Here is a 13,359-nt window from a genome sequence, read left to right on the forward strand (position 1 = left end):
GGCCATCAAACCAGAGGGACGATTTTCATGATCCACTGCTTGAACGCGAGGATTTTCGGCCACTGCCGCTCGGAGATGGTCGAGGTAAAATAGCAGTGCTCGCAGGGCACGGTCATGTTGGTGAACGGAATGATCAGCTCGCCGCTTTTGATCCAATCCTGCACCAGATTGAGCCGCCCCATGGCGACGCCAAGGTGCCGCGTGGCGGCCAGCACCGCGAGATCGGAGCGGTCGAACTCCATGCTTTTGCTGTCGGTATCCAGCCCCAGCGCAAAGTGTTGCGACCAGGTTTGCCACTCATCTTCGCCGGAGTTGTAGCGATCGTGCAGTAGCGTGCAGCGGGCCAGGTTTTCCGGCGCATCGTACAGGCTATGTGCGGCGGCGTACTGCGGCGTACAGATCGGCACCATCGATTCCTGCATAAAGGCCTCGTCCAGATGCCGCCCCGAGGGCAGTTTGCCGAAGTACATCGCCAAGTCCACGCCGCGGTTGGCCAGGTTGATGATCTCCTGCCCGGTCAGAATGTTGAGATGAATGGTGGGGTGCTGGGCGATAAAGTCACCGATGCGCGGCAGCAGCAGGCATTGCACCAGAGAGGGGTGCGAATAGAGGGTCAACGTCCCCGTCAGCTCGCGATTTTTGATGTCCAGAATTTCCTGATTCAGCGTGTTGAAGGAGCTGTCCAGCGCCCATTGCATGCGCTCGCCCTCCGGCGTCAGGGTAATTCTGCGATGAAAGCGCTGGAATAGCAGAAAACCCAACTCCTTTTCGAGCAGATTAATGCGGTGGCTTACGGCGCTGGGGGTGATCGACAATTCTTGCGCCGCCAGCGCAAAAGATAAATGACGGGCGACGCATTCGAAAGTATGCAGCCGGGAAAATTGATAGCTGGTCAGCGGGGTGGCCCGCTGTGAATGTTTTTTACTGGGGAACATGCTATTTCTCCGTGCGCGCAATGCGCTAATATTAACACTTAATGGCATGAGTGATAAACCCAAGTTGATTAATATGTTCAGGTTATATATCAGGGCCCTGTTTACTGATTACCGTCATAGATTTTAAGGATTAAGATGATGAGATAACATGAACCGATAAATGACTTGTCTGCTGGCAGACTGAAATTAGAAATTGACGAGGTCTGACATAAACCTGTTAAAGATAAATGTGACGTAGAAGGAGAAACGGTAAAAAATAAGGCCGTTATTTCTTACGCACGTATCGGTCAAGTTGAGCTGTAGGTATGATGAAAAACGGGCTCGTCCAGTGACGTTCACTGACAGACGAAGGGAAAGCCAGTAGCAAGCCGAAGGGAGGCCATTGTGCAGTTGATTTATTTTATGTCGGAATCGTTGGCGCCGGAGAAATTTGCCCGCATCCTCAATCCCGCCGATGCGCGTTATGAGCTGGAGCGGCATTACCTGTTCGGCGGTTCGTCCATGTCGTCGATATCGAGCAGGCACACTATCACACGCAATACGCAGTCCGGTATTGGCGTATCGAGTTACCGGGAAGATAGCGGCATGAAGCGCGGCGTGTTTGACGAACTAAAACGCGGCAGTTTGCTGGCCGTTGATGCCAGTATCGGCGCCTGGAGCCCCGTCAAATATCCGTTTTTCATCAATGCGCAAGGGCGCCTGCAGCGCTATCCCGGCACTGTATTACCGCCGCAGTACCCCGTCGAACGTATAATTCAACGTTATGAAGAGATGATCAGCCGATACGCCGCCAGGCCTAAACCAACTTCCTTGCCCCCGAGACAAAACACCGCTAAAAATCCGCCGCTGATGCAGGCGGTGGCCACCGCCGTTGGCTCAAGCCTTACCGTCATCAAAGAGGTTGTTCGCCCAATGAGCAAACAGGCGCGTTGGCAGGCGAGAAAATATCTGATTGGTCGAGGGGAGCGAAGTATCTATCCGGATGCGCGGATTGCGGCGCAACGCCTGGCGCAAAATAACGTCGCGGTGGAAAAGGCCAAGCTGGCGCAGAATGTCTATAACACGACCAACCCGTTGGCGGCTACGCCTGGCGTGCCTGAAGGATGGCGGGATGTGAGTAATGACGGCGGTTTTTTAGAAAAATTGGAGCTTCGCAGGGACATGCTTTTTGATAATGAGACCGAAGCAAACTTTTTGTCGAGAATTTATGCACCGGATAGAGCCGTGTTTGGCGATGACATGAATCCGACAGTCGTCTTTCGCGGATCAAGAATGCCTGAGCTCCCTAACGGCAAATTGAATGCGGCGAAGAAGATATTTATTGATCGTGAACTGCCGGAGATAAAAAATCTGGAAGACTGGACGAATAATTTCAATCAAGGTCGGGGGGCTGAGTCTGAATATTATAAAAAGGCTGTTGCTATAGGTAAACGGTTAGATGGCTCTACAACAAAAATCGATATTTCAGGGCATTCATTGGGGGGCGGTTTGGCTTCTGCTGCATCCATTGCTAGTGGTAAGCCAGGGTGGACATTTAATGCTGCGGGATTGAATTCGAGTACCGTGGAGAAATATGGCGGTTCCTTGGTGGGCAGTGAAGATATTATCAACGCCTACCGGGTGAAGGGCGAAGTTTTGACGAGGATACAGGAATTCGATCTCAGGCAAGATTTTATCGACGTTAATGGCAACCTTGCGTTATTGGCCGCGAAGGAAAAATTATCATCGCATTTGCCGGATGCCGTTGGTGTTAAACACACGCTTGATGGCGGTGTGGGCAATATGGGTGACCGACATGGCATCCAACAAGTGATAGACTGCATCGAACAGGAAAAAGACGACGATATCGCCACAATCGGCCACAGGATATAGAAACTCGATGAGACAAGTTTTTAATGTGTTCGCAGCGTTGTTCATCGCGATTGGATTGGTGCTTACAACCGGATGTAAGGAGAAAGGAATGGACTTGCCGCCAGAAGGTTACTTTACAGGTCAACAGCTTGTATTGGCTAAGGCGATCCGCGATGGGAATATCGGTGACATCAAACGGCTGGCGAAAGAGACGGATCTGAACAGCCCCGGTGAACATGATATGACATTATTGTTTTATGCCCTGGCGACGTCGACTCATGATAATGCTACGCCGGAACGGCTGCAGATTGCGACCGAGTTGGTAAAGGCCGGAGCCGATCCACTGCAACCTCGCCCCAATGGCGGTGCCAGTCCTGCTGAATGGATGGCAAAATTAGACAACGGTATTTGGTTAAAGGCATTGCTTGATGGGGGATTGTCTCCAGATGCTCGGGGTAAGGTAGACGAGTTACCTATCATATTTCAAACTTCAAAAGCCAGTAACGCAGAAACCCTGAAGGTTCTGGTTGCATATGGTGCGAACTTAGAAGCAAGAGATGTTCTTGGCCAAACCGTGGTGATGGATGCTTTTAGGTATTCATCATTTGATAATGTTAAGTATCTTCTTAATAACGGCGCTAATCCTAACCCCATAAATAAGAAAGGTGTTTCCTTAGTTGAGATGGTCAGTAAAGAAATAAAAAACAGCAAGGAAGGCGGAGAGTATAACGACGAATGTCTGACCATCAGAAAAATGATAATAGAGCGTGGGGTGAAATGGCCGAGGTCATAATTTTCTGACGCTGTGATAGATAGGGTATGGAAGAAATATTTTCCTGTATTCAAACAAAGGCGAGCCATGGATTTCTATAAATATTGATTGAATAAATTGATAAGACCGTATGTTCGCTATGTTTGCTCTTTGGCCGAAAAGAACCGCGCCCGGTGGTTACCCTCCGGGCGCGGCATTCAGGGAAAAACGGTATGCTTGTCGGCGCGCATCAACGGCGGCGCAGCAGCAGGCCGGCCAACAGGCCTGCACCAGCAATGAGGGCTAACGCGGCGAGGGGGTTTTTCTTCATCATGCTGCCGGCGCAGCTCAGGGCGTCACCGTATTTTTCTTGCAGCGCGCCCGCTGCATAGCGCGTGACGCCTTCGGCCTGCAAACGTTCGTTTCCGGTGACGTCGCCCGCTATTTCCTGCGCTTTGCCCGCCACTTTTTCCATCATGCCATTGGCTTTTTCGCTGTTCATTATGATGCGCTCCTAAGGTTCGATCCGTTTGGCTTCCGCACAGGGCGAAAGCCTGCATTTGCACCTCCATGTTATGCACTTCACTTTGTGCCGATAAGGGGCGTTTGCATCGGTGCAGATAGTGCATTTGCAGGCTACTTGCCGTTCCTGGTGGCCGGCCCGCCGGTAAACAGCCCGCGCTCTCTGGCCCAGACGATGGCTTCGCTGCGGCTGTGCACGCCAAGTTTGGAATAGACCGTCGCGACATGATTGCGAATGGTGTTGAGCGCCAGATTGAGACGCGCCGCGATTTTCTTGTCCGGCAGCCCCTCGCAAATCAATTCCAGCACATCGCGCTCGCGCGGCGTGAGATCGCTGGCGTTAAATCCGGTCTGATCGGGCCGGTTGATGCTTTTCACGTTGGCCAGTTTTTCAATCAAGGTTTGGCTGAACCAGGACGCGTCCTGCATCACTTCTTCGATGGCGCTCACCAGTTCCAGCTCCGAGCGTTTGCGTTCGGTAATGTCCATGAGCACCAGCAGGTAACAGGGCGCATTGTGAATGCTGACGGCATCCGCCGAGGCCACGCAGTCGATCGATTCGCTCCCTTTCTTGCGCACCCGGATGTCCAGCCCTTCGACGTTACCGCTTTTTTCCAGCGCGGCAAACAAACGGCGGTTCGCCTCGGGATCGTCAATAAATTGGATCTCATCGACCGTCTTGCCGATCAAGGCTTCGGCGTCGTACTCGGTGGTGCGGGTGAAGGCTTCGTTGACGTCCAGCACGCGCCGCTCGTGCGCCGTACACAACAACGTCGGCACAGGGCTCAGGCGAAATGCCTTGGCGAACCGCTCTTCACTTTCCCGCAGCGCCGATTCCGCCTGGCGCCGGGGTTCGAGATCGGTAAAAGTGAACAGCATGCAGTCGTCTTCATTGAAGTCCAGCGGTTGGCCGGCAACCACCACCAGCTTGCTTCCTCCGCCGGGCAGTTTCAGCTCGGCCTCCATCTGCGGAATGGTGGCGCCTTCCCCCAGGCGCTGAATCGCCAGCTCTTTGTGCTCCGCCTGTTCTAAAACGTCGAGTTCATAAACCGAACGCCCCATGACCTGTTCACGCTGGTAACCGGTCATATCGAGGAACCCCTGATTGACCTTGACATAACGCAGGTCGCTTAGCCGACAAATGACCGCCGGTGCCGGATTGGCGTTGAAGGTTTTTTCAAAGCGCTGTTCGGCGCTGGCCCACTCCGTCGCGTCGCTCAGGATCAGCGCCAGCAGCTCCGGCTGCCCTCGCGCATCGGTGATAATCAGGCTCCGCAAGCGGTGTACCCAGAAACTCTCCGGATCGTCGACCTGCCGAACTTCCACCACCACATCGGTGAAGGTCTCGCCATCGGCAACCCGGTTCAGCGGGTACTGTTCCAGCGCCAGCGGGTGATTGTTGCGATAGCGCAGGGCAAACCGCGCCGCGTACTCGGCGGCATTGGCCCCCAGGGCTTTCTGGTGGCTCACGCCATGCATGGCCAACGCGGCTTCGTTGGCCCAGAGCAGCGTTTGATCGGTATCCGTCAGGATCACGCCGTCGGACAAGCCGGAGATGATTTGCTGCAGGTGGCCGCGGTGGGTTTCGCTGGCCAGGACGGATGGGTTCATGTGCTCTCCGCTAGACAGAAGGGGGAGCGGCCTCTGACGGGGGCCGCGGGTTACGCTACTCGCTGAGCAGCTTAGTGCATAACGTGCGTATTCGCAGGGTGTGAATGCACTAGTCATTCTGGCGCAAATGAACCGGGACGGCCGACGACGCCGCGCGGCAGACTGGATTTGTCTGCGCGGTTATCCGCCGTGTGTGCAATCACTTGTCCAGAAAATATAAGGAACAACGATGACCACTGTCTATGAATCAAATCGCTTTGCGTTTCAGGTGTCATGGGGCTCGATATTGGCCGGGAGTGCCGTGGCGCTGGTGACTTATCTGATCCTCAGCGTGCTGGGTACGGCTATCGGTGCCCAGGCCGTGGATATGATGCAAAAGGGCAACCCGCTGAGCGGCTTTGGCACCGGCACCGGGATTTGGCTGCTGGTTTCAACGCTGGCGTCGCTGGCCGCCGGCGCGTTCGTCGCCGGCCGCACTGCGCCGAACCGCGGCGGTTTGCATGGATTGCTGAGCTGGGCGATCACCACCTTGTTGACCACCTGGCTGGTAGCTTCATTGGCTAGCGGCGTGGTGGGGCTGGCGGGCAGCGCGGTGGGTAAAGGGCTTTCGCTGGCGGGCAACGGCCTGGCGGCGGCAGCGCCAAACGTGGGCGAAGGCATCAAGCAACAGCTGGATAAAAAGGGCATCAGCCTCGACTGGGGAAGCCTGGAAAATCAGTTGAACGCCACGCTCAAGCAGACCGGTAAGCCGGAGCTGGATCCGGCTCGATTAGAACAGAAGGCTGACAGGGCGACCGCCGATGGCAAGCAATCGGCCATGGACGCGGCTGCCGATCCGGCACAGGCCGCCTCCGAGCTCAAACAGTGGTTCGACCGTGTCAAGCAGTCCGGTGAGCCGACGTTGAGCGCCGCCGACAAGGATGCGTTGGTGAATATCGTTGCGGCGCGCACCGGCAAGAGCCGCGATGAAGCGAGCCAAATCGTCGATAACTACGCTCAGGCTTACCAGCAGGCGGTGCAGAAAGTGGAAAAACTCAAGGCCGAGGCCGAGCAGAAAGCGCGTGAAGCGGCCGATGAAGCGGCCAAACAGCTGTCGCGTGCCGCGTGGGGGTCGCTGTTGGTGCTGCTGTTGGGCGCCGCGCTGAGCGCTGGCGTGGGGCGGATTGCCGAATCAACCCGCCGCACTGTCGCGGTGAGTTGAGATGAAAAAAAACCTGTCGTGCATCTCGCTGAATTATCGAAAAGTAGTCGGGGCCTCTGCGCCCGTGCTCGTCATCGATTTTTGCAACGAGAATAATGAGCGCTATACCCTGCGCTACAACCTGCCGCCGGATACCCCGGAACGCACCGAGCGGCGGGTGTCTTTGCTGCTGTATCTGTTGCGCAAGCACAGGTCCGCAGAGATCGACAACCTGGCTGATTGATCAGCCCGTGAATGAAAAGCCCGGCTTTGCGCGCCGGGCTTTTTGCCGTGCTTTGGCAATAAAGCACTGCGTAAGCAGACAGGGCACTCTTACGAGAAAAGGGGAGGCGGTTCACCAGGGCATAAGTGGCGCTCCAATTGGCATGGAGGGAATAGGGCATTGAACAAGGTTTGTTGAAACGTCGATTCTTTACTGTGCGGGAAAAGATAAAAAAGAAACTCTCAATGACGATCTACGATTATCGGGCCCGAGGTTAAGGTCTTGCGCTTATCCACCGTATCTTCCTTCGCCACCGTTCATACTTTTTCGTATTAGGCCCAATAATTTTATCAGCCGGCCAAACAATAAAATACGATTTAATTTGCGATGATGAAATTCCTATTCAGCCATGTCTGTGGGGTGCAAAAAAACACGTTAAGATAAAACAATTAACAAAAAGTGTGATTCACCCTGGTGATGTAAATGCATCTTTGACGGAAGCATTTTATGTTGATTGTTTTTGTTCTGCGCATTTTTCGCGGGTGGATTGATATAACATGATCATTTTCAGTTATTTAAGTAATGGCTTTTCCTATGCCGCGAAAATGGCGTTGTCAGGGTGAACTTTTTTAGGATTAATCTTAATGACTTGATTGGGTTGGTTAACGATTTTAATGAAAAGGACACGATTTTTATAAAAGCAAGGAGCGCATATGGACTATCGAAAAGATATTCTCTTACAGGTGTTAGAGTATATGGAGAAGAATATTATAGAGGGGCTATCCGTTGAGAAAGTGTCCATTATCTCAGGGTACTCCAAATGGCATTTGCAACGGTTATTTAAGCATTATTTTGGCATGACGCTCGGGACTTATATCAGGCACAGAAAGCTGAGCCGATCCGCAATCTTGCTTAAACAACACCAAGGGAACATATTGGATGTCGCCCTGGCATCGGGCTTTGCCTCTCAGCAATGTTACACGCGGGCATTCAAACGTTTCTTTGGCGAAACGCCCAACAGCTTTAGAAACAGCCGGGGATGGGATTTTTCCATCCAGATCCCACCGTATGGCAATGACAAGAAACCCTATTTTTATCACACGGTCATGCCGGATGATATCGAGTTATTAAAACAGTACAAAGCATTGATTTTCCATTCCATAAGAAAATGCAGAGATGCCGGTGACATTACGCAGACTAATGAGAAATGGTTAAGCAAGCATGGAAAGGTTTATAGCGCGGAAAAAAACAGATCGGGAAAATGGCATTCAAACGGTAAGGAACAAGAAGTTTTTCATTCTATCTTCAATTTCTACATACCCAGAGGGAAATATATTGTCATCCCTTTTATGGGAGAGCTGCCTGAGTACATTGATTTTTTTGCAGGCATTTATGATGCCTATTTGCCGGCTATTAATGTCAAAGTGAGAGAAAGCTTTTTTATCGAGCTATATAGAAACGAACATTTAAATAGTCGAGTCGTCAATGTCGACATACTTATTCCTGTGGCGTAGCGTTGAGAAAAGGAGATGTCATGAGTGTAGAGAAATCCCCCGATTCGATGAATGAACGTCATTACGCTTTATGTATGCTACCTTTAACGTTGTCTGTGCCTGGCAGAGTGAACGCGGCCGGTTTAGGCTGGCAGGTCATTCAATTAACAATGGCATTAACGCTCTTTATGTTTTCAGGAAATGCGATGGCAAATAATCGGGAGCATCAGCAAATAGCGTTAGTCGGCACCTGGACCCATATTCCGGATGCGCCGGCCGTGCAGAAACCGGCGCACCCCAGTGAAGGGCTCTATCATCTGGCGATAAATGGCGACGGCACGTTAACGCTGCTCAATGTGATTAAGATGAAAAGCCCGTCATGGATCGTCACATCCCGCGATGGCCGTTTTGCCTATGCCACCAATGAGGAGGACGCGGGAACGGTGACCGCCTTGGCGATAGACCAGGCTGGCAGCCTGCGGGTGCTGAATACGGTGAGCAGCGCGGGTCGGCAGCCGACGCATGCCACCCTCAGCCCGGACGGCAAGTTTCTGTTGGTCGCCAACTATTCCGTCGCCAAAGGCGGCGCGGGGGTGACGGTATTGCCGATTGGCAGCGACGGCAGGCTGGGTGAACGCGTACAGCATTATCCGTTTACGCCCGGCTCCGGCATCGTGCAGGGGCGCCAGGAAGGCGGGCATGCGCACTCCACCACCTTCAGCCGCGATGGCCAATACCTGTACGCGGCGGACCTCGGCGGCGATAAGCTGCACGCCTACCGCTATCGTTCGGATAACGCGCAGCCGTTGCAGGCGGATGCTTCGCGCGATGTCGCCTTTGCGCCCGGCGCCGGCCCAAGGCACATGGTGTTCTCGCCGGCAGGCGACTATGCCTATGTCATCACCGAAATGGCGGGCGAGATCGAGGCGTTTGCCGTTAACGACAATCGATTGACGCGGCAAGGGAAAGTGAAACTGAACGGCGGCCTCGATTCGGCGGAGGCGAAAAGCGGTGGGGCCATTATCCTGAGCCCGAGCGGCAGATATCTTATTGCCACCCATCGCGGCACCGATAACCACCTGCTGGTATTAAAAATAGGCAGGGACGGTCTGCCAGGCGTGCCGACGCGCTATGAGGCCGGCGGCATTGAGCCGCGTGCGCTCGCTTTCGATGCCGGTGGTAACCATCTCTATGTGACGAATGTATTCACCAATAGCGTGACGCTGTTCGATTTCGATGATGAAAAGGGTGAGTTGCAGGCCAGAGGGCAGGCGGCGACGATTTCAACGCCGACGGATATTAAGTTTTTTAATTAATGCCAATTATAACGCGTGGGGGAAATCGGGTCTGAACAGGGGAAAGAGTGATCGCAGGTGCGGAGGATGGGGAATGGCTGGATTAGAAAGAATGGTGTCCCCGACTGGAATCGAATTTAAATGATAATTATTTGATTATATTGTGAAATTTAAATGCTTGCTGATTTCTATATACATTATCTTACTCGCATAATGGATCTCCTCTTCTGAAGTTGTTGGCTGTGTGGTTGTTTTTTGTTCTTGCATGAGGTTTACAAAAACTTACATAATTTGAGGTGAGTTCAATATGTAAACATACCGATTACTCGTGACAACTAATAGTAACTCCTCACCCTTGCGATACTATCACTGCGCTTTTTTTGGCCTCCATGTTCAATTTTCACCCCTTTACACAAGAATAATTGGCGTTAATCTATGGGCATCCAATGAGATCCCAAGATATCAAATGGTATTTACAAAACCTTACAAAAAGGTAGCTTATCATTATTTATTAGTATTTAGTCATATATGTTCGTATGCGTTCGTATCCTTTCCCTATCAGCCATTCGTCTGAGGTTTTTTGGCGAGTAGGGGGGCTTTACACTTTTTATATCAAGTGTAATTCTATACTCGAATTTTATATTTAATTAATAACTAAGGGGGCGCAGTGCAGGTTAGAAATGAAACTTCTCGCTTAATAAGGTTGCCAGATGTACTAATGATTACCGGTCTAAAAAGATCTACCGTATATCAAAAGATGAAGAGTGATAAGTTTCCGAAGAGTGTGTCTATCGGTGAACGATCTGTTGCTTGGGTTGAAAGTGAAATCAATGGGTGGGTTTCCAATAATATATCAAGGAGGGATGTGAAGTGAATAAAATAAAATGCACTAAGAATGATGATAACCTAAAAGAAATTTGTAATTATCATGTTATTCCATTCAATGAATCATATGGTCAGGGAGGATATGCAATCCGTACTATTGAAATATATCGATTGCATAAAATGGAGCCTCTTTTGAAGCAGTTTGAAAATTTGACTGGATATATGCCTCCGCGTGCTAATTGTACAGCGAAAGAAATTCATGCTCTGATAGAGCAGGGTGAGAAAATTTGTTTTGATGCCGAGTCAAAAGTATCCGGTATCGAAAATGAAATAATGCTCTGTGAGCGCGAATTGGGCAATGCCAAGCGTGGTGTAAGTGACGCATCTCGTTGGAATGGCAGCATGAAAGAAGCTATTGTACAGGCAAGCGCCAAACTCGAACGGGCAAATGCGAAGTTGGTTGAAGCTAAGGCCGCTGTCGCTGCTCGTCGGGGACTACTAGGGTTACTGCGCGAGCCTGTAGATCAGATGTTAATGTGCGGGGAAAAAGGGTTTAAGGGGAAGGTGTTAACGCATATCCCGTTGGAGCCTCTTCCTGCCTACACCTACCGTAAAGGAGTGTATAGCGATGGGCTACGTTCTCATATCTATGCCTGGGGAGTAATGGATGCCCTGGAAAAAGCATTACGTGAAATAGTCCAAAGATGCACACCACCAACAGATAAATACGCGCTTAACAATGGCGGGTTAGAACGTGCGGCTTTGGCTGTAGAGTATTACAATGTATCCGGTGAAAAATGGCGGGAATTAATGACGGTAGGTGAATATACCGATCTTATGATGGGTGGAGAATTATCCTTAAAGTCTAAACAACAAGAAATGTGCTCATCCCTTTAATTTAAATATAAACATCTACAGGTAAAATATCATGGCAACAATTCCTGTTCCCGCCGTGGCGGAACGCTATCACCAAAATTTAATGAAGACTGTCAATTTTCCTTATGGGCACCATCGAGCATTTACGATTTCTGATGTGGCTGAAAATAAGCTCCGTATTGCCATGCTGGAATCTGGTTGGATGATGAATGGCATCACATTGATGGATGTTGATGCGGAAAAAGGCCAGGCAATAGAAATTGGCGATGCTTCTTTGCATACCGGGCGAGCTATTGAAGGACGTTTTAATAAACGACTGGCAGTTAATGGTACGGACTATGTTTTGGTAGAAACGGATTCCTGTGCATCCTTGCCCTACGGAAAAATGTCAGCAATTGCGAATGTCGGTGGCATGGAGCATTTTACGCAAGCTGTGTCTGAATTCTTTGGTATGGCTGTCTCGCTCGATATGTTGCGTATTGGTCTCAACGGCGAACGGATTTCCTATCCCACTGATCCGGAAAATAATCCCAAAGGGCAGGACGTTAATATTGGGTGGCACGCCATTGCAAAAGCCTTTAATAACGGCTCGCAGGTCATCACTGAGGCCGTCACGTTAGGTGAAGGTGGTGATTTCCCACACCTCGATGCGCTGGCAAATCATCTTATTACGACAAATATCCCGGAGGGTTTCCGTGAGGATCCACGCCTGGTGGTGATGGTCGGGGCAGAACTGGCGGCAGCAGAGCGTTTGCGCTTGTTTAATGCGGCTGACCGTCCGGCAGACACAGCGGCGGCGCAGATGCTCACCAGCTCTATCGCAGGACGTTTTGCTTTTGTGCCGCCTTTTATGCCGGGAAAACGCCTGGCAATCACCACGCTGGATAATTTGTATATTTATACCCAAAAAGGCAGTCGCCATTTTAGAGCGGAATTTGTCGATGATCGCACTGTGTATGAACAAAGTTATTGGCGCAATGAGGGTTATGCATTGGGCAATGGCTTTCTTTATACCGCTGTGGATGAGAACGCGTTAAGCCTCATGCGTAAATAAACCATTCTTAATGAGATAGGAATACACATAAAAAGCCCAGAAAAATAGTGTCCTGGGCTGATAAAAAGTTTGCTGTCGAAACAAACGGTGTGGAGGAAATAATATGTATTTTATTCTTGCTTGGCTGAATATGGCATTCAGCCTATTGACTGTCAACCTTGAGCGTTCGGATAAAAACGGCTTGCGCGGTGCTGTGTGGTCACGGTATAGTTTTATCGTTGTCGCAAAATCGGCAACCGGGCGTAGGAACCCGTGTAATCTAACGGCGATACCAGACGCCCTTTGCGTCTTTTTTTGTATCGTAGCTTTGACACACCTAAAGTTTTTGGTGTGGTGCTCACAGGTCTGTATGGGCGTCATTCTGGCCTGTGTGCATCATATCCATCGCGTTATGGTAGTCCAGGCGGGGCAGCTTTCGGGCTGGCCGGTATCCGTTAGAGCCGGTATTCCTACCCCCGTTTGGGCTACCACCAATCTTGGGCGTAGGAACCCTGGTGGTAGCTGTTTCAGCTATCTAACGGAGGTTGCCGCTATGGCCACTACCCCAACCAACACACATTTCAAATTTACCTATCTGTTTTTGGGCGTTCGTCGCGCTGATCTCAAGGCTATTCCCTGCCGCTTACAAGTTACTGCCGATTCTGAACAAGCCGCACACCGTGCGTTAGTCAGAGAGTATGTGCTGGCGTTTGCTGGCCGCCTGCCGTCACGTCCTGCAACTGAATGGCGTTAAGGGGGCTAAA

13 protein-coding genes and 1 pseudogene are annotated in these 13,359 nt (G+C 51.1%); 11 read left to right on the forward strand and 3 right to left on the reverse strand.

The genetic code is table 11. The annotated features are described in order from the left end of the window. Positions 1-5 precede the first annotated feature (5 nt). Positions 6-935: a DNA-binding transcriptional regulator DsdC gene (gene dsdC / locus C9411_RS17755; protein WP_063988933.1), complete on the reverse strand. Its 930-nt coding sequence runs from the start codon at positions 933-935 to the stop codon at positions 6-8. Between the two features lie 384 nt (positions 936-1,319). Between dsdC and C9411_RS17760 the strand changes: the two genes are divergently transcribed. Further along, positions 1,320-2,807: a phospholipase gene (locus C9411_RS17760; RefSeq protein WP_107227579.1), complete on the forward strand. Its 1,488-nt coding sequence runs from the start codon at positions 1,320-1,322 to the stop codon at positions 2,805-2,807. Positions 2,808-2,895: 88 nt separating this feature from the next. Then, positions 2,896-3,579 carry an ankyrin repeat domain-containing protein gene (locus C9411_RS17765; protein WP_233221922.1) on the forward strand — a complete coding sequence of 228 codons (684 nt, stop codon included), beginning with the start codon at positions 2,896-2,898 and terminating at the stop codon, positions 3,577-3,579. A 208-nt stretch (positions 3,580-3,787) separates the two neighbouring features. On the opposite strand, the gene C9411_RS17770 is transcribed toward C9411_RS17765, so the two are convergent. Both C9411_RS17770 and C9411_RS17775 read right to left on the reverse strand, forming a co-directional pair. Beyond that, complete coding sequence (locus C9411_RS17770) at positions 3,788-4,039, reverse strand: CsbD family protein (protein WP_063988935.1); 252 nt, start codon at positions 4,037-4,039, stop codon at positions 3,788-3,790. A gap of 134 nt (positions 4,040-4,173) precedes the next feature. After that, complete coding sequence (locus tag C9411_RS17775) at positions 4,174-5,670, reverse strand: helix-turn-helix transcriptional regulator (protein WP_107227580.1); 1,497 nt, start codon at positions 5,668-5,670, stop codon at positions 4,174-4,176. A gap of 229 nt (positions 5,671-5,899) precedes the next feature. On the opposite strand from C9411_RS17775, the gene C9411_RS17780 reads away from it, so the two are divergent. From C9411_RS17780 to C9411_RS26220, 9 genes and pseudogenes are all read left to right on the forward strand, one after another. Continuing rightward, the gene (locus tag C9411_RS17780; RefSeq protein ID WP_107227581.1) at positions 5,900-6,871 is read left to right on the forward strand and encodes a YrzE family protein; all 972 of its coding nucleotides are present in this window, start codon (positions 5,900-5,902) and stop codon (positions 6,869-6,871) included. Between the two features lies 1 nt (position 6,872). Beyond that, complete coding sequence (locus tag C9411_RS17785) at positions 6,873-7,094, forward strand: hypothetical protein (protein WP_063988938.1); 222 nt, start codon at positions 6,873-6,875, stop codon at positions 7,092-7,094. 692 nt (positions 7,095-7,786) lie between these two features. After that, positions 7,787-8,587: a helix-turn-helix domain-containing protein gene (locus C9411_RS17790; RefSeq protein ID WP_063988939.1), complete on the forward strand. Its 801-nt coding sequence runs from the start codon at positions 7,787-7,789 to the stop codon at positions 8,585-8,587. Between the two features lie 20 nt (positions 8,588-8,607). After that, positions 8,608-9,882 (forward strand): lactonase family protein, encoded by a 1,275-nt coding sequence (locus C9411_RS17795; protein WP_233221923.1) that lies wholly within the window; start codon positions 8,608-8,610, stop codon positions 9,880-9,882. Between the two features lie 646 nt (positions 9,883-10,528). Further along, positions 10,529-10,735, forward strand: coding sequence for an AlpA family transcriptional regulator (locus C9411_RS17800; protein WP_148941052.1), 207 nt, complete (start codon positions 10,529-10,531; stop codon positions 10,733-10,735). Then, positions 10,732-11,583 carry a hypothetical protein gene (locus C9411_RS17805; RefSeq protein WP_142591476.1) on the forward strand — a complete coding sequence of 284 codons (852 nt, stop codon included), beginning with the start codon at positions 10,732-10,734 and terminating at the stop codon, positions 11,581-11,583. Before C9411_RS17800 ends, C9411_RS17805 begins: the two co-directional genes overlap by 4 nt. A 31-nt stretch (positions 11,584-11,614) precedes the next feature. After that, entirely contained in the window at positions 11,615-12,616 is a 1,002-nt protein-coding gene (locus C9411_RS17810) for a P2 family phage major capsid protein (protein ID WP_107227584.1), read from the forward strand. Positions 12,617-12,746: 130 nt separating this feature from the next. After that, a pseudogene (locus C9411_RS26215) lies at positions 12,747-13,124 on the forward strand (ash family protein); the annotation flags it as partial. Between the two features lie 24 nt (positions 13,125-13,148). Then, a complete protein-coding gene (locus C9411_RS26220; RefSeq protein ID WP_308317892.1) occupies positions 13,149-13,349 on the forward strand; it encodes a host cell division inhibitor Icd-like protein in 201 nt (66 codons plus the stop codon). Positions 13,350-13,359: the final 10 nt, after the last annotated feature.

Origin of the sequence: Serratia sp. Nf2 (assembly GCF_003028435.1) — a bacterium.
GTDB classification, from domain to species: domain Bacteria; phylum Pseudomonadota; class Gammaproteobacteria; order Enterobacterales; family Enterobacteriaceae; genus Serratia; species Serratia marcescens_L.